Below are 21,361 nucleotides of genomic sequence, written 5' to 3'. Positions count from 1 at the left end.
CGACACGGGTGAGCGCACCGAGCACCTCTGCCCGTTGCCGGTCGTGCTGGGCCGGGCGGCCGAACCCGACATGGTCGTGCTGGCCGACCGCGCCGTCTCCCGCCGGCACGCGCGGCTGGAGCGGGCCGGCGGCCACCTGGTCGTCACCGACCTGGGCAGCGCCAACGGCAGCTACGTCGACGGGGAGCCGGTCACCACCCGTCCCCTCGCGATCCGCGACGTGCTGCGGATCGGCCCCTACGACATCACCTGGTCCTTCCACGTCGTCGACCCCGACGCGACGAACCTCGTGCCGCCGTCGGAGATGCGCGCGCTGCGCCGGTCGACCGACACCCCCGCGGCCCCGGCCCGCAAGGTCGTGCTGGCGGCCGAGGCCCACAACCGCTCGGCCGGTCACGAGCTCGACGGCTTCCTGTCGATCGAGCACGGGTTCCTGCCCGTCGAGCCCCCCTTGCGGGCGCTGCCGGCGTCGCACCGGGCGTGGGACGAGATGGTCGGGCACCTGCCGGAGCTGTTCCGGCGCACCACGTTGCGCTCCGCGTTCGACCGGCTCCCCGTGCTGGACGCCGGGGCCGGGGCGCTGCCCGACCGCTACCTGCTGCGCGCATCGGCGATGCTCGGGGCGTTCGCGCACGCCTACCAGTACGTCACCACCGCGCCGCCCGCGGCACTGCCCGAGGCGGTGCTGCGCCCGTGGACCGAGGTGTCGCGGCGGCTCGGCAAGCCCGTTCCCGCGGTGTCCTACACCGACCTGTTCCTCTACAACTGGCGGCTGCGCGACCCGTCGGGGCCGCGGCGTCTCGACAACATGGACCTGCTCGTCCCGGCCTGGGACAACGCGGCCGAGCGCGTGTTCTACCTGGTCACCACCGAGTTCGCGATGGCCCTGACCCCGGTGCTGGAGGCGATGCTGCGTGCCCAGGAGGCGGTGCTGGCCGACGACCCCGCCGCGTGCGAGTCGGCGCTGCTGGACATCCACGACCAGCTGAACCACGCCACCCAGGTGATCTACCCGCAGATCGACCCCAACCCGCGCGGTGCGAACTTCCTCGACCAGGTGCTCTGGGCGAAGACGGTCGGCACGGCCGGCGTCCCGATCTTCGACGGCGCCCCGAGCCCGGCCGGCACCGCGCAGCCCCAGATCCACGCCATCGACGCGTTCCTGGAGCGGCGGTCCTACCGCTCGCTCGTGGGGCAGCAGAGCGGGCTGATGGCGGGGCACTTCCCGCGGCACTGGGTGGAGCTGGTGGCGGCGCTGCGCGAGGTGTCGGTACGGCAGTACGTGACCGACAGCGGCCGGCCCGCGCTGCGCGGCGTCTACAACGCGGTGCTCGACGCCTACGCCGGCGACCGGGGCTGGATGGGCCTGCACCGGATCAAGGCCTACGGATTCCTGGAGGTGGCGTTCAAGGTCGGCCGCGAGGTCACGACCGGGGCGAAGTTCACCGGCCTGTTCAAGGACCGCACCTGGGACCACATCGACGACGAGCTCGCCGTGGTCCGCGACGAACGGCGGCCCTCGGTCGGCCCGCCCGTGGCGTTCGGCCGCCCGCGCAGCGGCCGCGTCGTCGAGACCCGTGACGGCTGGACGTGCCACGTCGATCTCGACGTCGCCGGGCAGGGCGTGCACCACCAGCCGGGCGACCGGGTCGGCGTGCTGGCGGAGAACGACGACGACCTGGTCCGCCGCACGCTGCGGGCGCTGCAGGCCACGGGGGACGAGATCGTCGCGCTGACCCCGAACTGGCAGAGCGCGGTCCGCCTGCGCGCCGGCTACACCCACGACACCGAGGTGCTGCCGCTGCGCACCGTGCTGACGTTCGCCCGCATACGCCCGGTCACCCGCGAGGTCGCGAAGCGCCTGCTCGCGCTGTCGCCCACCGGGTCGCTCAAGCGGATCGTCGACTCCCGCATGGAGGACCAGTGGGAGCTCTGGGACGTACTCAACCTGCTGCACTCCGCGGGCTACGACGTCACCCGCCTGTGGAAGGCCGACGCGGGTGAGCCGGAGGCGCTGTGCGCCGTCGTGCCGCCCGAGGACTTCCGGCTGTACTCCATCGCCTCGGCCACGGACGAGGGTGCGCCCGCCGAGACGCTGCGGCTGGTGGTCGGCGGGCTGCGCTACACCTCGGCGCGCACCCCGTACTCGTACGCGCGGGAGCGGCTCGGCAGCGCGTCGAACTTCCTGCGCCGCATGGCCACCGAGCCCCGCCACCGCGACCGGCAGCTCTCGTTGAAGATCGTGCCGACGCCCCGGTTCCGGCTGCCCGTCGACCCGTCCGCGCCCGTCGTGATGTTCGCGGCCGGATCGGGCATCGCGCCGTTCCACGGCTTCGTGCGCGCCCGCGCCGGCGCTCCCGGGGAGAACCTGCTGTTCTACGGCGCCCGCACCGCGGGGGAGTTCACCCACCACGACGACCTCGCCGACGCCGCCGCGGGGGGCCGGCTGGAGGTGCACACCGCGTTCTCCCGGGAGGACGTGGTCACCCGGTTCGACGCGGCGACGGGCCGGTTCGTGACCGAGCCCGGGGCCCGGCGCCGGCTCGCCGCCCTGATCACCGGGGACGAGCACGCCGAGCGGCTCTGGGCGCTGCTGCGCGACGGCTCCGACGGAGGGCGCGGGGCGCACGTCTACATCTGCGGCAGCGCCGGGTTCGCCGTCTCGGTGCTCGACGCGCTGCTGGCCGTGGTGCGCCGCCACGTCGCGTCGGAGGAGGAAGCCCGGGACGTCGTGCGGGAGCTGGCGGCGCGCGGCCGGCTCAGCCAGGACGTCTTCACCACCTACAGCGGCCACGCACAGCTCGGCACGACCTACGACGTGTCGGACCTGGTGCTCCACAACTCGCCCGGCGAGGGCCTGTGGATGGCGGTCAGCGGCGGCGTCTACGACGTCACCGAGTTCGCCCACCTGCACGTCGGCGGCGCGCACATCGTCCGCAACCACACCGGTCTCGACGCCACCGCCGCCTACCGCAAGGTGCTGCACCACGTGCACTCCGAGGTGGACGCGCTGCTGGGCATGTACGCGATCGGGTCGATGCGGCGGCTGCGGTTCGGCAGCCGGTGGGGCGTCGTGCTGACCCCGGACGGGCTGCGCCACATGGCCCTGGAGCAGCTCTGGACGGCCTGGGTCCGCTACCTCTACCTCGTCGTCGCCATGGAGAACGCGCTGGCGGGCGACCACGGGTTCGTGCACTCCACCGCCACCCGCGGCGAGGACCCGCGCGAGCTCACCCCGTTCAAGGCGCAGTACGTCGTCGAGGGCCACCGGCGGTTCCTCGTCAGTTTCCTCGACGGCCTCGTCGACGACGACCTGCACGAGGTCTGGACGGCCACCGTCGGGTTCTGCGCCGACGACGTCGACCTCCGGACGCTGGGCGCGGCCGTCGCGGCGCTGCGGGCGCGGCCGGAGTACCTGCTGGTCCGCAACTCCGTGGCCCACGTCCGCGGCCTCGTGCTCGCGGCCGACCCGCGGACCGACGGGCTGTGCCGCGTCTACGCCCGGGAGGACGCGCGGGTGCTGCGGGAGATGAAGCTCGCGCTGGGCGAGGGCGTTCTCGCGTTCGAGGAGCACGAGTCGGACGTCGTCGCGCGCGGCGGTGACCGGCTGCTGGCGTCCCTGCAGAAGGTGCTCGAGACGGTCGGTGACTACTACCGGAGGGTGGCGGCGGGCACGGCGGCGCTGGGGATCACGGCCGACCTGTTGCCGGCGGAGGTCGTCGACGAACCGGTCCCCGACGACCCCGGGCTACCCGGGCACGGCAGCCGGATCTAGGCTTTCTGTCTACCGTGCGCCCCATTCCAAGGGCGACGTGTGGTCGGACCGCGGGGCTGGACATGCCGGCTGTCTACCGTGCGCCCCATTCCGAGGGCGAGGTGTACTGAACAATATTGAACAGCCGCTTCTGCACCGTCGCGATCTCGCGCACCGACTGGGCCACCAGGCTGCGGTCCAGCGGCGCGAGCCGCCGCATCCACACCATGTCGGTCACCGGTTCGCCGCGCTCGAACTGCGCCAGCTGCTGGCGCAGCCGCACCCGCTGCAACACCTCGAACACCTCGATCAGGGTCTTCGCCTGTTCGGCGGGCAGCAGCATCGAACCGGACGCGGCCGCCAGCCGGGCCCGGGTCGACAGCTCCGACGAGCGCACCGACAACGCGGCCCAGCGGGCGATCTCGACGATCGGGCGCAGGGCGTGGCCCTTGAGGTCGAACGTGCCGCCGCGGCCGACCAGCACGTCGCGGACCGACCGGACCTGGGCGCGGTGCGACAACGACTCCCGCACCAGCAGCTTCATCGTGCCGGGGTGGTCCCGGACGTCGGCGAACACCTCGTTGACCACCGGCTGGGCCGGGTCGCCCTGGATCGGCCGCCCGTCGAGCAGCAGCGACGCCATGAGCATGCCCTGGTTGTCGAGCGGGCTGTCGAGCCACAGGTGGGCGGCGGCGCGCCACTGCGACCGGGTGCGGGAGAACGTGGGCGAGCTCGGGGTGGCGCCGTGGCTGTCGACGCGCAGCCCGGCGCGGCGCAGCACGTCGGCGACCTCGGCGAACGCCGCGCGGTAGGCGGTGGCGCGGGCGGGGCTGTCCACCGACTCGGCGAACACCACGGCGGAGTCGATGTCGGAGCCCAGTGTCGGCTCGCGGCGGGCGTTGCTGCCCAGCAGCATCCAGGTGACCTCGGCCTCGTCGAGCGCCGCGCGCCCGGCCAGCACGAGCGACAGCACGCGCCGCTGCACCGCGTCCACCACCGTCGAGTACACCGCCGTGGTCTCCGACGCCTCGCGCCGCTGCCGGACGAGGTCGCCCAGCAGCACGGGCAGCTGCCGCCCCAGCGCCACGACCTGGTCGATCGACTCCGCCCGCCGGACGTTCTCGCGCAGCATCATCCCGGCGCCCGACGGCGAGGTCAGGAAGTCGGCGGGGTCGACGGCCCCGCGCAGCGCGCCCGACACGTCGACCACCAACAACTGGTCGAGGCGGTCCTCGGCGAACCGGTGCAGCACGTCGGCGGTGGGCGTACCGGTGCGGGCGGTGGCCGCGCGCGGGATCATGACGTCCTGCACCGGGGTGTCGGCCGACCGGCCGGCGGCCAGCACGTGCTCGCGCAGCACTCCGTCGGTGACCAGGCCGAACTCGCCGTTCCCGCGGGGGACGGCCAGGTAGCGGCTGGACCGCTCGGTCATCACGCGCGCCGCGTCGGCGACGGTCATGCCGGCGTGCCCGAGCACCGGCGCGGAGACCACCAGGTCGTCGACGGTGCGGAACCGGGCGGGGGCCGCCGCGCGGACGCGGTCCTCGGCGAGGTCCTGGGCCAGGAAGCGGACGCCCTCGGGCGAGGAGAACGCCGCCGCCACGGCCGCGCGGGGGATCTCGACGAGCCGCACCGGCCCGAGGGCCACCGCGCGCGGGCCGATGGGGGCACCCGTCAGCGCGGTGGTGTGCCCGAAGACGCAGCCCCGGCCGACGATCTCGTCGGCGGGCTCGTCGGCGCCGCCGTCGGTGGTCCAGAGCTCGACCTGCCCGGCCATGACGACGAACAGGTCGTCGCCGGCCGAGGCGAAGGCGTCGACGATGAGCGCGCCGGCCGGGTGGTCCACCACCCGGGCCGCCGCGGTCACCTTCTCGAGATCGGGGTCGGCCAGTGAGCAGAACGGCGGGTTCGACCCCAGGAACCTCGCCAGACCGTCCACTCAGCCGACCCCCTCGTTCCGTATCAGGCCTTCGGCGCCCTGGGTCAGGCCTTCGGCTCCGACGGGTACGTCGGGCCGGTGTCCGACCACACCGCCCCGATCCTGCCACCCGTGTTGGCGACGACCTTGTCCCTGACGAGGAACCACCCGCCCGTCAGCAGCGCCGCGATGATCGGGATCCCGAAGACGACCACGAGGAAGTTGGTCTTGTGCCAGAACTCGTCGGAGCTCTGCCAGCCGGAGATGCCCATGCCGACGATGATCAGGGCCAGGAACGCCAGCCCGACGTAGCTGGTCCACGGCGAGCCCGGCATCTGGAACGTGCTGGCCGGCACGACCCCCTTGCCGACCAGCTGCCGCAACCGGATCTGGCACAGGAAGATCGACGACCAGGTGAACACGACCCCGATGGAGGCGGCCTCCAGCGCGGTCTCGAACGCGTCGGGGTCGATGGCGTTGAGGATCGCGCCGAACACGTAGATGACCGAGGTCAGGACGATACCGGCCCACGGCACGCCCTGGGGGCTCATCCTGAGGGTGAACTGCGGCGCCTCCTTGCTCATCCCGAGGCTGCGCAGCACGCGCCCGGTGGTGTAGAGCCCGGAGTTGAGGCTGGACATGGCCGCGACGATGAGGATCGCCTGGATCACGTCGCCCATCCAGCCCAGACCCAGCCGGCCGAACACGGTGACGAACGGGCTGGTGCCGCTGGTGTACTCCGAGGTGGGCAGCATGCAGACGAGCAGCAGGATCGGGCCGCAGTAGAAGACACCGATCCGGAAGATCACGGCGTTGACGGCCTTGGGCACCTCGGTCTTGGCGTCGGCCATCTCGCCCGCCGCGACGCCGACCATCTCGATGGCGGCGTAGGCGAACACGACGCCCGACATCACGAGGATGGGGCCGTACCACGCGAAGTCGCCGGATGCGGGCCAGAAGCCGCCCGGGTTCTCGTAGAGGTTCTGCACGCCGGCCTGGTGGCCGCCGATGTCGAACTGCCCGATCACCACGACGAGGCCGATGACGAGGAAGACCACGATCGCGCCGACCTTGAGCACCGAGGCCCAGAACTCGAACTCGCCGAACGCCTTCGCCGAGAGCAGGTTGACCACCAGCACCACCGCGAGCGCGATGAGCACCGTGGCCCAGCTCGGCATGTCCGGTAGCCAGTGCTTGACGTAGACGGCGACGGCCGAGAGTTCGGCGATGCCGGTCAGGGCCCAGTTGAGCCAGTACATCCAGCCGGTGACGAACGCGGCCTTCTCCCCGAAGAACTCGCGCATCCACGACACGAACGCGCCGGAGGTGGCGCGGTGCAGCACCAGCTCGCCGAGGGCCCGCATGAGCAGGTAGGCGATGACGCCGACGAACGCGTAGCTGAGCACCAGCGCCGGGCCGGTGCTGTGCAGCCGGGACGCGGAGCCGAGGAACAGGCCGGTGCCGATCGCCCCGCCGATGGCGATCATCTGGACCTGGCGCCGGCCCAGGGACTGCTTGTACCCCTCCTGTTCCGCATTGAGGCTGTCGCTGTGGCTACTGCTGACGGTTTCCGTCATCCGTGTCCCCGATCACCCGCTGTGATGTGCGCGACGTCTGCTGCGCGGCGTGAGGGGAGGTTAGGCGGCGGCAAGGCCGCAGGCCCGCCGGATGGGGAAGACTTGAGGTTGAGCGCTTTGCCGAGACCGATATGTCCGAAATAACCTGTCCCCGGGAAAGGTAGGGGTTCCGGTGGGTAATGAATCCCTCACATACTCGTGGCATGCGCTCGATGCGGAGGTCGCGGTTCGTCGTGCTGGTGGCCGCGAGCCTGGTGACCACCGCCTGCGCCACCACGCCCGATCCGGCGGTGGACCCGTCGTCGTGCCGCGGTGACTCCGGCCCGCTCACCATCGCCACCGGCAACGCCACCGGCGTGTACGCGGCGCTCGGCAGCGCGCTCGCCAAGGCCGTCTCCGCGGGCAGCCCGATCCAGGCCACCGCCGTGGAGACCGGCTCCACCCTGCGCAACGTGCAGCAGCTCAGCACCGGCGAGTACGACATCGCCTTCGCCCAGGCCGACAGCGCCGCCGACGCCGTCCGCGGGCAGGGCGTGTTCGCCGAGCCGCAGAAGATCCAGGCCCTGGCGCGCATCTACTCCGACTACACCCAGGTCGTCGTCTCCACGGGCTCCGGTATCACCACGATGGCCGACTTCAAGGGCCGGCGGATCTCCACCGGCTCCCCGGCGTCGGGCACGGAGCTGATCGCGGACCGGCTGCTGGTGGCGGCGGGGTTGGACCCGAAGAAGGACGTGCAGCCCCAGAGCCTGGACCTCGCCGCCTCGGTGGCGGCGATCAAGAGTGGTTCGATCGACGGATTCGTGTGGCCGGGCGGGCTGCCGACGCAGGGCATCGGCGATCTGTTCGCCTCCGACGGGTCGACGGTGAAGCTCCTCGACGTCAGCGGCCTGCTCCCGGCGATGCGGAAGTCCGACGACGTCTACGCGGCCGGCACCATCCCCGCCGCCACCTACAAGACCTCCGGCGACGTCGCGACGATCTCGCTGCCGAACCTGCTGGTCGTGCGCGACGACTTCTCGCAGGCCGACGCGTGCGCCGTCACCCGGATCCTGTTCCAGCAGAAGGCGGCGCTCGCGGCCGCCGTCCCCGCGGCGTCGGGGCTCGACCCGAAGACCGCCACCGACACCGGCCCGATCCAGCTCAACGCGGGGGCCCGCGCGGCGCTCGCGCAGCTCACCGGCTGAGCTGCCCCGCCCATCAGAAGTGGGCATCAGAAGTACGTCCGGACCAGGTCGACGACCACCGGATCGGGCGACGACCAGTCGGCCACCATCGGGATCCACCGCCACTTGTCGAAGGCGGTGCACGGATGCGACAGGCCCAGCCGCACCACCTCGCCCACCCGCAAGGGCGCGGTGGTCCGCAGGAACGCGTGCTGGTCGTTGACGGCGGTGATCTCGCCCGCGAGCGGACGGGTCGGGCCGCCGAGGTGGTCGGCCACGAGCTGCGGTTCGGGCAGCCCGTCGTCGTAGGGGACGTCGCGCTTGCCCGCGTCGAGCAGGGCCAGGCCCGGCTCGGGCTGCGACACCACGCGGCACCAGGCGTGCATGGCCGACCGGAACGGGGCCCCGCCGTCGCGGGCGAAGGGGGAGATGCCGCGGTAGAAGCCGTCGTCGTGGACGAGGTAGGCGCCCGAGCGCAGCAGGACGTGGCCCGAGGTGCCCGCCCGGAGGATGTCGACGACGTCGTCGAAGTAGGCGCTCCCGCCCGCGGTGACGACCGACCCGCTCCCGAGGCCGAGATCCCGGTGCAACCCGGCGAGGTCGCGCAGGTAGCCGCGCACCGCGTCGAGCGCGGCGGGGAAGGCGTCATGGGCCAGCGCGCCCTCGTACCCGGCGACCCCGCCCAGCTGCACGTACGGGCTCGCCCGCACCGCCTCCCCGACCGCGACGGCGGTGCGCCGGTCACGGGCGCCGGTGCGCCGGCCCGGGGCGCCCAGCTCCACCAGCACCGTGAGCGCACGGCGCGGCGCGAGCGAGTCGAGCACCGCGTTCATCACGGTGACCGTGGACGGGGAGTCCGCCCAGCTCAGCACCTCCAGGTCGGGGTCGGCGTCGAGCGCCCGGCTGACGTCGGCGATCCCGACGGGGTCGACGAGCGCGTTCGCCAGCTGGATCCGCCGCACCCCCGCGGCCAGGGCCACCCGGAGCTGGCCCGGTGTGGCCACCGTGATGCCCCAGGCTCCCGCGCGCAGCTGCCGGTCCCACAGGGACGGCGCCATCGTGGTCTTGCCGTGCGGTGCGAGCCCGACGCCGCGCTCGGCGCACCACGCGGCCATCCGGGCGATGTTCGCGTCGAGGGTCGCCGAGGCCAGCACGAGCAGGGGGGTGGCGAACGACGACAGGCGCGGACGGGTCGCCAGGAACGCGGCGGCGGTCAGGCCGTCGGCCGCGGCGGGCAGCGACTTGTCCAGTGCGCTGAGTGGAGCGTCGGTGAGCATCGGGATCCTCCTGTGAGCCTCGTTCCCGGCACCACCGTGCGCCGGCCGCGCTCACCGTGCCCGCTGCGGGGCGGGCCCGGCGTGAACACCGACCGGCCGGTGCCGGCCTACGTCCCGGGTGAGCACTTCCCGTTCCGGGACGCCTAGGCTGCGCCCATGGCCCGACCTCGTCCCGGCGAAGCCGCGAACCCCGCTCCACCCACGGTGCAGCGCGTGCGGCTGCGGTTCGCCAAGCGGGGGCGGCTTCGGTTCCTGTCCCACCGGGACGTGGCACGCAGCTTCGAACGTGCCGTGCGCCGCGCCGGCGTGCCGGTGTCGCACTCCCACGGGTTCAGCCCCCACCCGCGCCTGTCCTGGGTGGGGGCCGCCCCCACCGGATCGGCCAGCGAGGCCGAGTACCTGGAGATGGGTCTGACGCGCGAGGTCGACCTCGCGGAGCTGGTCACGGCCCTCGACGCCGCCCTGCCCGCCGGCATCGACATCGTCGACGCCGCGATCGCCGACGGCGCGTCCCTGCCCGACCGGATCGACGCCAGCCGCTGGACCATCGAGCTGCCCGGCGTCACCCCCGACGCCCTGCGTGCCGCCCTCGAGGTGCTGCTCGCGCGGGAGTCGGTGGTGGTCGAGCGGGTCACGCCGTCGGGCCGCCGGCAGATCGACGTGCGGGCCGCGATCGCCTCGGCCGTGGTCGAGGCGAGCCCCCCCGACTCCGACGCGCCGTCGGCCTCCTCACGTCCGAGGGACGCCGGGTCGGGCGAAGTCTGTGCGATAATGACGGCGGTCGTGCGGCAGACGACACCCGCCGTTCGACCCGATGACGTGTTGGGTGCACTCGACGTTGTCGCAGGCCTCACGCTTCCGGCGCCCCCCAAGGCCACCCGGACGGCCCAGGGCCTGCTCGACCACCGAGGCGACCTGGCCGACCCACTCGGATCCGCACGGGTCACCACCCGGGCGTGATCCGGAGGTCGGTTCTCACACGGCTGGAGCGGGACAAGGATTGCTCGCCGCGTACCGCGCGGTGAGAGAACTGCACGTGCCCCTGCGCGGCCGCCTTCCTCGAGGGCGCCCGGGGGCGGAGGAGCTGGATGTCGAATATGGAAACGCCCGCCGGCAATCCCGGCGGGCCGGTCACCGTACCTGCCCTGGACGAGCTGCCCGAGAAGATGCGGGTGCACGCGCTGGCCAAGCTGCTGGGCCTGACGAGTCGCGAGGTCCTCGCGGCGCTCGGCGGTCTCGGCATCGAGGTCAAGGGGGCCCAGTCGAGCATCGACCGCAAGATGGCCGAGCAGGTCGTCACCGCGCTCGTGCCCGGCGGGGACGCCTCCGCTCCGGAGGCGCCACCCGAGTCCGAGGTCCTGCACTTCGATCCCGATCCCGTCGTCGACGCGCCGAAGGTCGCCGCCGCGCTCGCCCCGGTGTTCGCGCCCCCCGCACCGCTGTTCCAGGCCCCCACCCGGCCCAGCCGCAGCCGGCGCGCCGAGGCCGAGCCGGTGTCCGAGGAGCCCGAGGCCACCGCCGACGAGCCGGAGGAGAAGGCCGCGCCCACGCGGCGCACGCGCTCGCGCCGGTCGGCCGAGCCCGTCGCCGAGGACTCCGCCGAGGAGACCGCCACCGAGGAGGCGGAGGGGTCCGCCGCCGACGATGACACCGACGACACCGACGACACCGACGACACCGACGACACCGACGACACCGACGAGGACGGCGCCCGCCGCCGCCGTCGCCGGGGACGCCGGGGCCGTGGTCGCGGCCGCGGTACCGACGACGAGGGCAACGAGGAGACCGACGACTCCGGCGCGTCCGACGACGCGTCGTCCGAGTCGTCCGAGTCCTCGGAGTCGTCCGACTCCGAGGACAACGAGGAGGGCGACGACACCGACGACGAGGGTGCCGCCTCCGGCACCTCGCGTCGCCGTCGCCGGCGCCGCCGTCGCGGGTCGGGCGAGGACGCCGCCTCCGACGACGACCCTCCCGGCACCGTCACCCGGGTCCGCCAGCCCCGCGAGCGCAGCGCCGCCACCAGCGAGGACGGCGACGGCGTGCAGAGCGTCCGCGGGTCCACGCGCCTGGAGGCCAAGCGCCAGCGCCGCCGCGACGGCCGCGACGCCGGTCGTCGCCGCGTGCCGATCCTGTCCGAGGCCGAGTTCCTGGCCCGCCGCGAGTCCGTCGACCGCACGATGGTCGTGCGCGAGCGCGGCGACCGCATGGAGATCGCCGTCCTCGAGGACGAGATCCTCGTCGAGCACTTCGTCGCGGATCGAGGCTCGGCCGGGTCGTCCATGGTCGGCAACATCTACCTGGGCCGCGTCCAGAACGTGCTGCCCAGCATGGAGGCCGCCTTCGTCGACATCGGGCGCGGCCGCAACGCCGTGCTCTACGCCGGCGAGGTCGACTGGGACGCCGCCGGGCTCGGCGGCAAGGCCCGGCGCATCGAGCAGGCCCTCTCCAGCGGCGATCCCATCCTCGTGCAGGTCACGAAGGACCCGGTCGGCCACAAGGGTGCCCGGCTCACCACGCAGATCAGCCTGGCCGGCCGCTTCCTCGTCTACGTGCCCTCGGGCGGCGCCGCGGGCATCAGCCGCAAGCTGCCCGACGTCGAGCGCAAGCGCCTCAAGGACATGCTCCGCGAGATCGTCCCCAGTGAGGCCGGGGTGATCATCCGCACCGCCTCCGAGGGCGTGAGCCACGAGGCGCTGGAGCGCGACGTCCGCCGCCTGCAGGCGCAGTGGGAGGTCGTCAAGGAGAAGTCCGAGAAGACCGGCCCGAACAAGCCCAAGGCCCCGGTGCTGCTCTACGAGGAGCCCGACCTGCTGGTCAAGGTCGTGCGCGACCAGTTCAACGAGGACTTCTCACGGCTCGTCGTCCAGGGCGACGACGCGTGGGACACGCTCAACAACTACCTCGGGCACGTCGCCCCGGAGCTCGCCGAGCGCATCCACCGCCACGTCGGCACCACCGACGTGTTCGCGGAGCACCGCATCGACGAGCAGCTGCTCAAGGCGCTGGACCGCAAGGTCTGGCTGCCCTCGGGCGGCACGCTGGTGATCGACCGCACCGAGGCCATGACGGTCATCGACGTCAACACCGGCAAGTACACCGGTTCCGGGGGCAACCTCGAGGAGACCGTCACCCGCAACAACCTGGAGTCGGCCGAGGAGATCGTCCGCCAGCTGCGGCTGCGCGACATCGGCGGCATCATCGTCATCGACTTCATCGACATGGTGCTGGAGGCCAACCGCGATCTCGTGCTGCGGCGCCTCACCGAGTGCCTGGCGCGCGACCGCACCCGCCACCAGGTCGCCGAGGTCACCTCGCTCGGCCTGGTGCAGATGACGCGCAAGCGCGTCGGCGGCGGGCTCCTGGAGCACTTCTCCACGCCGTGCGAGCACTGCCGCGGTCGCGGTGTGCTGGTCAGCGCCGAGCCGGTCACGCCGAAGGCCGACGTCTCGTCCGAGCAGCGGTCCCCGGCGCCCGAGGGCAACGGGCGCCGGTCCCGTGGCGGACGCGGCGTGCGTCGCGGCGAGGGTGACGTGCGCCGGGTCGAGGCTCCCGCGGGCGGGGTCCGCAACGGTCTGGCCGACGTCGTGGCGGCCACGCTCGACGCGGGCGCGCCCGCGGTGGAACCGGCCCCCGCGTCCGGGATCCCCGCGTCCGGGATCGAGGTGTCGCCCGCCGGATCGTCGGTGGACGTCGCCGCCGAGGCCGCCGAGGCCGTCGAGGAGGTCGTCGCGGAGAAGGCGGTCGCCGTCGAGCCGCTGGTGCCCGTCGACGCCCCCCGCACGCAGGAGGAGGTGGCCGACGCCGAGCCGCCCAACGGGCGTCCGGCGCGCCGCCGCGGGCGGGTCACCCGCACCGCGGGGGCCCCGGCCGCCACGGACGGCGACGCCCCGGCGGTCACGGTCGTCACGGTGGCCAAGCCGGCCGAGGACTCCGCAGCTCCCGAGGCCCCGCAGCCGGAGCCGGTCGCGGTCGTCTCCACCCCCCGCCGGGCCCGTCGCACGGCAACGCGACCTGCGGGTCCGCCCGTGGCCGAGGCAGGTGGCGACCCGGTTTGACCCTCCCCATCGGCGTTGTCGTACCCTAGGAACCCTGCGCCGCGCTCTGTAGTCCTGAGCCGCGGCCCGCGTGGGACCACCACCAACGAGGCGATCCCACGCTTCGTCCCTCGAGCTTTGGAGCAGTGCGTCGATGTACGCAGTCGTCAAGACCGGCGGTAAGCAGTACAAGGTGGCCGTCGACGACGTGCTCACCGTTGAGAAGATCAAGGGTGAGCCGGGCGCCAGCATCACGCTGCCCGCGCTGATGCTGGTCGACGGCGACAACGTCGTCACCGACGCCGCGGCGCTGGCCGGCGCGTCCGTCACCGCCACGGTCGTCGAGCACACCAAGGGCCCGAAGATCCGCATTCACAAGTTCAAGAACAAGACCGGGTACCACAAGCGTCAGGGGCACCGTCAGCCGCTGACGAAGGTCCAGGTCACCGGCATCGCGAAGTAAGAGGAGACGCAGCCATGGCACACAAGAAGGGTGCGTCCAGCTCCCGCAACGGTCGCGACTCCAACGCCCAGCGCCTCGGCGTCAAGCGCTTCGGTGGTCAGGTCGTCAACGCCGGTGAGATCATCATCCGCCAGCGCGGCACCAAGTTCCACCCCGGCGTCAACGTCGGCCGTGGTGGCGACGACACGCTGTTCGCCCTCGCGCCCGGCGCGGTGGAGTTCGGCTACTCGCGCGGTCGCAAGGTCATCAACATCGTTCCGGTCGAGGTTCCTGCGGAGCCGGTCTCCGTCTGAACGACGCTTTCCCGGACGGCGGGCCGCCCCTCGTGGGTGGTCCGCCGTTCGTCATGTAACCCAGGAGTAGTTGATGTCGAAGTTCGTGGACCGCGTGGTGGTGCACGCCACAGCGGGGGCGGGCGGCAACGGCTGCGCCTCGATCCATCGTGAGAAGTTCAAGCCCCTCGGTGGCCCCGACGGCGGCAACGGCGGCAAGGGCGGCAGCGTCGTCTTCGTCGTCGACGCCGGCGTGCACACGCTGCTGGACTTCCACCACCGCCCGCACGCCCTCGGGCGCAACGGCAAGCAGGGCCAGGGCGGCTGGAAGATGGGCGCCAACGCCGAGGACATCGAGATGCTCGTCCCCGACGGCACCGTGGTGTTCTCCACCGACGGCGAGATCATCGCCGACCTGACCGGCCCGGGCACCCGCTTCGTCGCCGCCGAGGGCGGCCGGGGCGGGCTGGGCAACGCGTCGCTCGCGTCCCAGTCGCGCAAGGCGCCCGGGTTCGCGCTGCTCGGCGAGCCGGGGGAGAGCCGCGACCTCGTGCTGGAGCTGCGCTCCATGGCCGACGTCGGGCTCGTCGGGTTCCCGTCGGCGGGCAAGTCCTCGCTGGTCGCGGCGCTGTCCGCGGCCCGACCGAAGATCGCCGACTACCCGTTCACCACGCTCGTCCCGCAGCTCGGCGTGGTCACCGCGGGCGCCGACGTCTTCACCGTCGCCGACGTGCCCGGGCTGATCCCCGGCGCGTCCGAGGGCCGTGGCCTGGGCCTGGACTTCCTGCGCCACATCGAGCGCTGCTCGGTGCTCGTGCACGTCGTCGACTGCGCGACGTTCGAGCCGGGCCGCGATCCGGTCGCCGACATCGTCGCCCTGGAGGACGAGCTCGCCCGCTACACCCCGGCGCTCGGCGGCGAGCTGTCCGAGCGGCCCCGCATCGTCGCGCTCAACAAGATCGACGTGCCCGACGCGCGCGACATGGCCGAGCTCGTGGCCGCCGACGTGAAGGAGCGCTTCGGCTGGCCCGTGTTCGCGATCTCCACCGCCAGCCACGCCGGCCTGCGCGAGCTGACGTTCGCGATGGCGCAGGAGGTGCGCGAGTACCGCGCCGCCCAACCCGTCGTCGAGGCCACGCGCGTCGTGCTGCGGCCCACCGCCGTCGACGACGAGGGCTTCACCGTCGAGGCCGACCCGGAGCTCGACGGCGGCTTCATCGTCCGCGGTGCGCGCCCCGAGCGCTGGATCCGCCAGACGGCCTTCGACAACGACGAGGCCGTCGGCTACCTGGGCGACCGGCTCGCCCGCGCCGGCGTCGAGGACGCGCTGGCCAAGGCCGGGGCCCGCCCGCACTGCCCGGTCACGATCGGCGACGTCACGTTCGAGTGGGAGCCCAGCACCCCCGCCGGCATCGCCGCGATGATGACCGGCCGCGGCACCGACATCCGGCTGGAGCAGAGCGACCGCGTGCCCGCCCACGAGCGCAAGGCCGCCCGCAACGCCCGCCGGATCCCGCGCACCGACGCCGAGCTCGCCATCGCGCAGATGCAGGCGTCGGAGTCCCCTTGGGCTGAGCCGTTCGCTGAGCCGTTCGCTGAGCCGTTCTCGGATGGGACAGAGGAGGGCTAGACACACGTGGACGCCCGGCTCCAGCTCGCCGCGGCCCGGCGCGTCGTCGTCAAGGTCGGGTCGTCGTCGCTCACCAGCCTCGACGGTGGGCTCGACCCCGTCCGCCTCGACGCGCTGGTCGACGCGCTGGCCAAGCGGCGGGCGGCCGGCAGCCAGGTGGTGCTCGTCTCGTCGGGGGCGATCGCGGCCGGGCTGGCCCCGTTGGGGCTCACCAAACGCCCCCGCGACCTCGCCACCCAGCAGGCCGCGGCATCGGTCGGGCAGCTGCAGCTCGCCCAGGCCTACGGCGCGTCGTTCGGCCGCCACGGCCAGGCCATCGGCCAGGTCCTGCTCACCGCCGACGACATGATCCGCCGCGCTCACTACCGCAACGCCCAGCGCACCCTGGAACGGCTGCTCGGCCTCGGGGTGCTGCCGGTGGTCAACGAGAACGACACGGTGGCCACCGACGAGATCCGGGTCGGCGACAACGACCGCCTCGCCGCGCTGGTGGCCCACATCGTCGGTGCCGACGGGCTCGTGCTGCTCTCCGACGTCGACGGCCTCTACGACGGCGACCCCCGCAAGCCCGGCTCCCGGTTGCTCCGCGACGTCGACGCACCCTCCGACCTCGACGCCGTGCAGATCGCGCGTCCGGGCCAGGGCAGCCTCGGGACCGGCGGCATGGCCACCAAGATCACCGCGGCGGCGATGGCCACCGCCGCTGGCATCCCGGTGCTGCTCGCGGCGGCGGCCGACATCGACGGCGCCCTCGACACCTCCGCCGACGGCCCGGCGGTGGGCACCGCGTTCCGCACGTCGGGGCGGCGGATGTCGGCGCGCAGGTTCTGGCTCCGGCACGCCGCTGACGTCCGCGGCCGCCTCGACCTGGACGCCGGTGCGGTGGCGGCGGTGATCGAACGCCGCCGCTCCCTGCTGGCCGCCGGCATCCACGGCATCTCCGGCGAGTTCGTGGCCGGTGACGTGGTGGACCTGGTCGGCCCGCACGGTGTGGTCGTCGCCCGCGGCGTGGTGGGCTTCGACGCCGCGGAGCTCCCGGGCCTGATCGGCCGGAGAAGCCGGGACCTGCCGACGGAGCACCGCCGCGAGGTGGTCCACGCCGACGACCTGGTCGCTCTCTGAACCGACGAACGGCACTCTCGTCGGAACCGGCAGGCGGCGCGCCGGTGACGACGATGGTCGGGGAACGTGGCTCTGATGTTGTCGGGCACCCCGGTCGCGGCCACACTCAGGCCGATGACCAGCGCCCATCTCCTCCGATCCGGGATGGTCGACGCCCTGGTCACCGGCGGTCGGGTGCTCAGCCCGGCCGTCGAGGACGCGTTACGGGCCGTGCCGCGGCACCTGTTCCTGCCCGGCGTCGACGTCGCGGACGCCTACGCCGACGGGGCCGTGCCCGTCCAGCACGTGGACGGGGCGGCCACCAGCTCGGCGTCGCAGCCGTCGATGGTGGCGATCATGCTGGAGCAGCTCGCGCTGCGGCCGGGCCTGCGCGTCCTGGAGATCGGGGCCGGCACCGGCTGGAACGCCGCGCTCATGGCGCGGATGGTGGGACCGGCCGGCCACGTCACGTCGGTGGACATCGACCCCGGCCTGGTCGCCTCCGCCGCCGTCCACCTGGCCGCGGCCGGTACCGGGGACGTCGAGCTGGTGTGCGCGGACGGCGCGCTCGGGCATCCGCCGGGGGCGCCCTACGACCGGATCGTGCTCACGGTCGGCAGCGCCGACGTCCGCCCGGAGTGGGTGGCGCAGCTCGCGCCCGCCGGCCGGCTGCTGGTGCCGCTCGGGGTGCGGGGGAGCCAGCTGTCGATCGCGTTCGACCTCGGTCCCGACGGCGTCCTGCGCAGCGACTCCGTGCGCGGCTGCTCCTTCATCCGGCTGCGCGGGATCGGGGCCGAGCGCGACGCGGTGGTGCCGCTGCCGGGCGGCGGGGCGGTGCAGGTGCCTGCCGACGGCCCGGGGGTCGACGCCGAGGCCGTGGCGACGGTCCTGCTCGATCCCCGCGACCCGCTCACGGCCGGCGCGGCACTCGGCTATCTGACGCTGGGCCCGCAGGACGTGTGGGACGGCTTCGGGCTGTGGCTGGCCCTCACCGACCTCGCCGCGGCGCGGCTGCTCCCCACCGGATCCGGACCGGTCGCCGGGTTGGACCTCCCGGTATCGGCCCTGGTCAGCCCGCCCGGAGCGGAGCCGGGGCTGGCGGCGGCCGTGCTCGCGGAGCCGCGGGATTCCGGTGTCCGGACCGCGCTGGCCGTTCGCCCCTTCGGGCCGGCGGGGCACCCGCTGGCCGTCCGGCTCCTCGGCGCGCTGCGGGCCTGGTGGGCGGCCGGCTGCCCCGGGGCCCCGGCCTGGCGGATCACCGTGTGGCCGGAGGACGGCTCCCCTCCGGCGCCGGGGGTGGTCACCGTGCGCACGTCGGCGCACCGGCTGCTCCTGGACCTGCCTCCGGTGGCCGCTGCTCCCGAGCTCAGGCCACCGGGTCCAGGATGACCAGGGGGATCTCGCGCTCGGTCTTGCGCTGGTAGCCGGCGTAGTTCGTGAACCGCTCGGTGATCTGCGGCCAGAGCCGGGCCCGCTCCTCCGGCGTGGCGATCCGGGCGGTCATCGGCTGCTTCGGGCCGCCCTTGAGCGCGACCTCCACCTTCGGGTTGTCGCGCAGGTTGAGGAACCAGGCCGGGTGCGCGTCGTCACCGCCCCGGGACGCGACGACCACCCGGCTGCCGTTCTCGGCGACGGGCGAGGTGAGCATGACCGAGCGCGGCTGGCCGCTCCTGCGCCCGATCGTGGTGAGCTCCAGCACGGGCATGCCCATGGCGTCCCAGCCGAGCTTGCCGCCGGTGGCCTTGAGGACGAGCCGGTGGACGCCGTTCATGGCCTTCATCGCGATGTCGGATGGCATGGCCGAAGGCTATCCCGCCTGGCCCAGCGCGAACGGCAGGACCGCGGAGGCCCCGGCCCGGCGCAGCAGCCGCGCGGCCACCGTCATGGTCCAGCCGGTGTCGATCAGGTCGTCGACGAGCAGGACCGGGCCCGCCGGCACCGGGAACGCCGGCTCGTCGAACGCGTTCCAGACCGCGGCCAGGCGCTGCGCGGAGTTGGCGTGCGCACCGGGCCGCGCCCCCGCGGACACCAGCGTGCCGAGCAGCGGCAGCCGGCCGATCTCGGAGATCCGCCGCGCGAGGTGGTCGAGCTGGTGCGGACGGGTGCGCGACCCGATCCCGACCACGCCCACCGGCCGCTCCTCCCAGCCCCACCCGGCGAGGACCCGCACCACGGCGTCGAGGACGTCCTTCGGCACGGGCAGGTCGGTGGCCGACACCGGCTCGCCGGTCTCCGGGTCGATGTCGGGTCCGAGCTCGTCGTCGGGGGCGGGCGCGGGATCGAGCAGCTCGCGCAGCCGCGGTCCCCATCCGATGTCGGACAGCCTTCCGATCACCCGCCCCGGCTCCGCCAGCTCACCCGCCGGGATCTTCCCCGACGCCGGCACGTCGAGCTCCTTCATCCCCGACGGCCACTGCTTGCGCGGCGCCACCTCGACCCCGGGCCGCTGGATGCGCTCCGCGGCCGCGGCCGACGCCGCGCCGTCGACGTCGGTGCTCCACGCCGCGCCCGCGCAGTTGTCGCACCGGCCGCACTTCTCGGCTCCGGCGTCGTCGAGCTGGTTGCGCAGGAACACCAGCCGGCACTCGCGGGTGTCGATGTAGTCGAGCATGGCCTGCTGCTCGGCCTTGCGCGCCGTGGCGATGCGCCGGTGGCGTTCCTCGTCGTAGAACCAGTCCTGCCCGGTGGCCACCCACCCGCCCTTGACGCGCTTGGCGGCGCCGTCGGAGTCGAGCACCTTGAGCAGCATCTCCAGCCGGGTTCGCGAGAGGTCGACGCGCGTCTCGATGGCCGCGGTGGACAGCGTCTCGTCACCCAGCACCCGCAACGTCTGGCGTACCACCGGCTCCGACGGGAACGCGAGCGAGGCGAAGTAGCGCCAGATGTCCTGGTCCTCGTGGCCGGGCAGCAGGATCACCTCGGCGCGCTCGACGGCGCGCCCGGCGCGTCCGATCTGCTGGTAGTAGGCCACCGGTGACGCGGGTGCCCCCAGATGGACGACGAACCCCAGGTCGGGCTTGTCGAAGCCCATGCCCAGCGCGCTCGTGGCGACCAGCGCCTTCACCCGGTTGGCCAGCAGGTCGCCCTCCGCCGCGAGGCGCTCCGCCGGGTCGGTCTTGCCCGTGTAGGACGCCACGGGGTAGCCGCGCTCGCGCAGGAAGTCGGCCACCTCCTCGGCCGCGGCGATGGTGAGCGTGTAGATGATGCCGGCGCCCGGCAGCGCGTCCATCTGGGCGGCGAGCCAGCCCAGCCGGTCGGCGGCCGTGCGCAGCTTCACCACCGACAGCCGCAGGCTCTCGCGGTCGAGCGAGCCGCGCAGCACCAGCGGCCGGCCGGCCTGCAGACCTAGCTGCTCGGTGACGTCGACGACCACGCGGTCGTTGGCCGTGGCCGTGGTGGCGAGCACCGGGATGCCGTCGGGCAGCTCGGCGATGAGCGAGCGCAGGCGGCGGTAGTCGGGCCGGAAGTCGTGGCCCCAGTCGGACACGCAGTGGGCCTCGTCGACGACGAGCATGCCGGCGCTCGCGGTGAGCCGGGGGAGCACGCGGTCGCGGAAATCGGGGTTGTTGAGCCGCTCGGGGCTGACCAGCAGCACGTCGACCTCACCGGCGTCGACCGCGTCGTAGGTGCGCTCCCAGTCGCCCGTGTTGGCCGAGTTGACCGTGACCGCCCGGATACCCGCGCGCTCGGCGGCGTCGATCTGGTTGCGCATCAGCGCGAGCAGCGGCGAGACGATGACCGTGGGGCCCGCGCCGGCCTCCCGCAGCAGAGCGGTGGCCACGAAGTAGACGGCCGACTTGCCCCACCCCGTGCGCTGGACGACCAGCGCCCGCTTGCGCAGGGCGACCAGCGCGTGGATGGCCGTCCACTGGTCCTCCCGCAGCCGGGCGTCGGGGCCGGCGAGGGTGGCCAGCACCTCCTCGGCGCGGGAGCGGAGGTCCTGCTCGGTGGTGGTCATGCCCCCATGGTGGACGAGGGCACCGACAGTTCCGCGCGGGGGCGGTCCCGCGCCCCCGACGGCCACACCCCGTCCTTCACCCGGTTCCCGGGATGACGGCACACGCGCCGTGGGGACCGCGGCGTCAGGACGCCGGTGCAGCCGCGAGGATGGCGGTGCGGTGGGGTGGGGTGGGTGGATGTGCTCGATCGGCCACGAAGCCGCGGGT

15 protein-coding genes are annotated in these 21,361 nt (G+C 73.6%); 10 read left to right on the top strand and 5 right to left on the bottom strand.

The features are described from left to right. The first annotated feature begins 34 nt into the window (after positions 1–34). Positions 35–3,775: an FHA domain-containing protein gene (locus BGP03_RS08345; RefSeq protein ID WP_298798571.1), complete on the top strand. Its 3,741-nt coding sequence runs from the start codon at positions 35–37 to the stop codon at positions 3,773–3,775. A 73-nt stretch (positions 3,776–3,848) separates the two neighbouring features. Here BGP03_RS08345 and BGP03_RS08340 read toward each other — a convergent pair whose 3' ends face one another. Then, positions 3,849–5,693 (bottom strand): putative nucleotidyltransferase substrate binding domain-containing protein, encoded by a 1,845-nt coding sequence (locus BGP03_RS08340; protein ID WP_298798573.1) that lies wholly within the window; start codon positions 5,691–5,693, stop codon positions 3,849–3,851. 44 nt (positions 5,694–5,737) lie between these two features. Continuing rightward, the gene (locus tag BGP03_RS08335; RefSeq protein WP_298798575.1) at positions 5,738–7,249 is read right to left on the bottom strand and encodes an amino acid permease; all 1,512 of its coding nucleotides are present in this window, start codon (positions 7,247–7,249) and stop codon (positions 5,738–5,740) included. Between the two features lie 203 nt (positions 7,250–7,452). Here BGP03_RS08335 and BGP03_RS08330 point away from each other — a divergent pair, with 203 nt between their 5' ends. Continuing rightward, positions 7,453–8,436 (top strand): TAXI family TRAP transporter solute-binding subunit, encoded by a 984-nt coding sequence (locus BGP03_RS08330; RefSeq protein WP_298798577.1) that lies wholly within the window; start codon positions 7,453–7,455, stop codon positions 8,434–8,436. A 26-nt stretch (positions 8,437–8,462) separates the two neighbouring features. Here BGP03_RS08330 and BGP03_RS08325 read toward each other — a convergent pair whose 3' ends face one another. Continuing rightward, positions 8,463–9,692, bottom strand: a complete 1,230-nt coding sequence (locus tag BGP03_RS08325) for an amino acid deaminase (protein ID WP_296370878.1) — start codon at positions 9,690–9,692, stop codon at positions 8,463–8,465. Positions 9,693–9,704: 12 nt separating this feature from the next. On the opposite strand from BGP03_RS08325, the gene BGP03_RS08320 reads away from it, so the two are divergent. The 8 genes from BGP03_RS08320 to BGP03_RS08285 all read left to right on the top strand — a co-directional run bounded on the left by BGP03_RS08320 (position 9,705) and on the right by BGP03_RS08285 (position 18,584). After that, entirely contained in the window at positions 9,705–9,839 is a 135-nt protein-coding gene (locus BGP03_RS08320; RefSeq protein ID WP_296370877.1) for a hypothetical protein, read from the top strand. Positions 9,840–9,848: 9 nt separating this feature from the next. Further along, entirely contained in the window at positions 9,849–10,652 is an 804-nt protein-coding gene (locus BGP03_RS08315) for a TIGR03936 family radical SAM-associated protein (protein WP_296370876.1), read from the top strand. A gap of 128 nt (positions 10,653–10,780) precedes the next feature. After that, positions 10,781–13,750, top strand: a complete 2,970-nt coding sequence (locus BGP03_RS08310) for a translation initiation factor IF-2 N-terminal domain-containing protein (protein ID WP_298798580.1) — start codon at positions 10,781–10,783, stop codon at positions 13,748–13,750. A 133-nt stretch (positions 13,751–13,883) separates the two neighbouring features. Then, the gene (gene rplU, locus BGP03_RS08305) at positions 13,884–14,192 is read left to right on the top strand and encodes a 50S ribosomal protein L21 (RefSeq protein WP_296370874.1); all 309 of its coding nucleotides are present in this window, start codon (positions 13,884–13,886) and stop codon (positions 14,190–14,192) included. Between the two features lie 14 nt (positions 14,193–14,206). Beyond that, positions 14,207–14,485, top strand: a complete 279-nt coding sequence (rpmA, locus tag BGP03_RS08300; RefSeq protein WP_296370873.1) for a 50S ribosomal protein L27 — start codon at positions 14,207–14,209, stop codon at positions 14,483–14,485. 73 nt (positions 14,486–14,558) lie between these two features. Further along, the gene (obgE, locus tag BGP03_RS08295) at positions 14,559–16,094 is read left to right on the top strand and encodes a GTPase ObgE (protein ID WP_296370872.1); all 1,536 of its coding nucleotides are present in this window, start codon (positions 14,559–14,561) and stop codon (positions 16,092–16,094) included. 6 nt (positions 16,095–16,100) lie between these two features. Beyond that, the gene (proB, locus tag BGP03_RS08290) at positions 16,101–17,216 is read left to right on the top strand and encodes a glutamate 5-kinase (protein WP_298798582.1); all 1,116 of its coding nucleotides are present in this window, start codon (positions 16,101–16,103) and stop codon (positions 17,214–17,216) included. Between the two features lie 114 nt (positions 17,217–17,330). Beyond that, a complete protein-coding gene (locus BGP03_RS08285) occupies positions 17,331–18,584 on the top strand; it encodes a methyltransferase domain-containing protein (protein ID WP_296370870.1) in 1,254 nt (417 codons plus the stop codon). On the opposite strand, the gene BGP03_RS08280 is transcribed toward BGP03_RS08285, so the two are convergent. After that, the gene (locus BGP03_RS08280) at positions 18,562–18,993 is read right to left on the bottom strand and encodes a nitroreductase/quinone reductase family protein (protein ID WP_296370869.1); all 432 of its coding nucleotides are present in this window, start codon (positions 18,991–18,993) and stop codon (positions 18,562–18,564) included. The two genes, BGP03_RS08285 and BGP03_RS08280, sit on opposite strands and share 23 nt — an antisense overlap. A gap of 9 nt (positions 18,994–19,002) precedes the next feature. Beyond that, positions 19,003–21,153 carry a RecQ family ATP-dependent DNA helicase gene (locus tag BGP03_RS08275; RefSeq protein ID WP_298798584.1) on the bottom strand — a complete coding sequence of 717 codons (2,151 nt, stop codon included), beginning with the start codon at positions 21,151–21,153 and terminating at the stop codon, positions 19,003–19,005. Between the last annotated feature and the right edge of the window lie 208 nt (positions 21,154–21,361).

This window comes from Pseudonocardia sp. 73-21, assembly GCF_001899645.1.
Taxonomy (GTDB): Bacteria; Actinomycetota; Actinomycetes; order Mycobacteriales; family Pseudonocardiaceae; genus Pseudonocardia.
The sequence above is the reverse complement of the archived record's forward strand: the minus strand, read 5'-3'. Positions and strand labels throughout refer to the sequence as shown.

Bases quoted from the DNA above. Each gene is read 5' to 3' on its own strand.
- rplU (WP_296370874.1), top strand. From the start codon at position 13,884: ATGTACGCAGTCGTCAAGACCGGCGGTAAGCAGTACAAGGTGGCCGTC.
- BGP03_RS08280 (WP_296370869.1), bottom strand. From the start codon at position 18,993: ATGCCATCCGACATCGCGATGAAGGCCATGAACGGCGTCCACCGGCTC.
- rpmA (WP_296370873.1), top strand. From the start codon at position 14,207: ATGGCACACAAGAAGGGTGCGTCCAGCTCCCGCAACGGTCGCGACTCC.
- BGP03_RS08310 (WP_298798580.1), top strand. From the start codon at position 10,781: ATGTCGAATATGGAAACGCCCGCCGGCAATCCCGGCGGGCCGGTCACC.
- BGP03_RS08275 (WP_298798584.1), bottom strand. From the start codon at position 21,153: ATGACCACCACCGAGCAGGACCTCCGCTCCCGCGCCGAGGAGGTGCTG.
- BGP03_RS08325 (WP_296370878.1), bottom strand. From the start codon at position 9,692: ATGCTCACCGACGCTCCACTCAGCGCACTGGACAAGTCGCTGCCCGCC.
- BGP03_RS08285 (WP_296370870.1), top strand. From the start codon at position 17,331: ATGACCAGCGCCCATCTCCTCCGATCCGGGATGGTCGACGCCCTGGTC.
- BGP03_RS08335 (WP_298798575.1), bottom strand. From the start codon at position 7,249: ATGACGGAAACCGTCAGCAGTAGCCACAGCGACAGCCTCAATGCGGAA.
- obgE (WP_296370872.1), top strand. From the start codon at position 14,559: ATGTCGAAGTTCGTGGACCGCGTGGTGGTGCACGCCACAGCGGGGGCG.
- BGP03_RS08315 (WP_296370876.1), top strand. From the start codon at position 9,849: ATGGCCCGACCTCGTCCCGGCGAAGCCGCGAACCCCGCTCCACCCACG.
- BGP03_RS08330 (WP_298798577.1), top strand. From the start codon at position 7,453: ATGCGCTCGATGCGGAGGTCGCGGTTCGTCGTGCTGGTGGCCGCGAGC.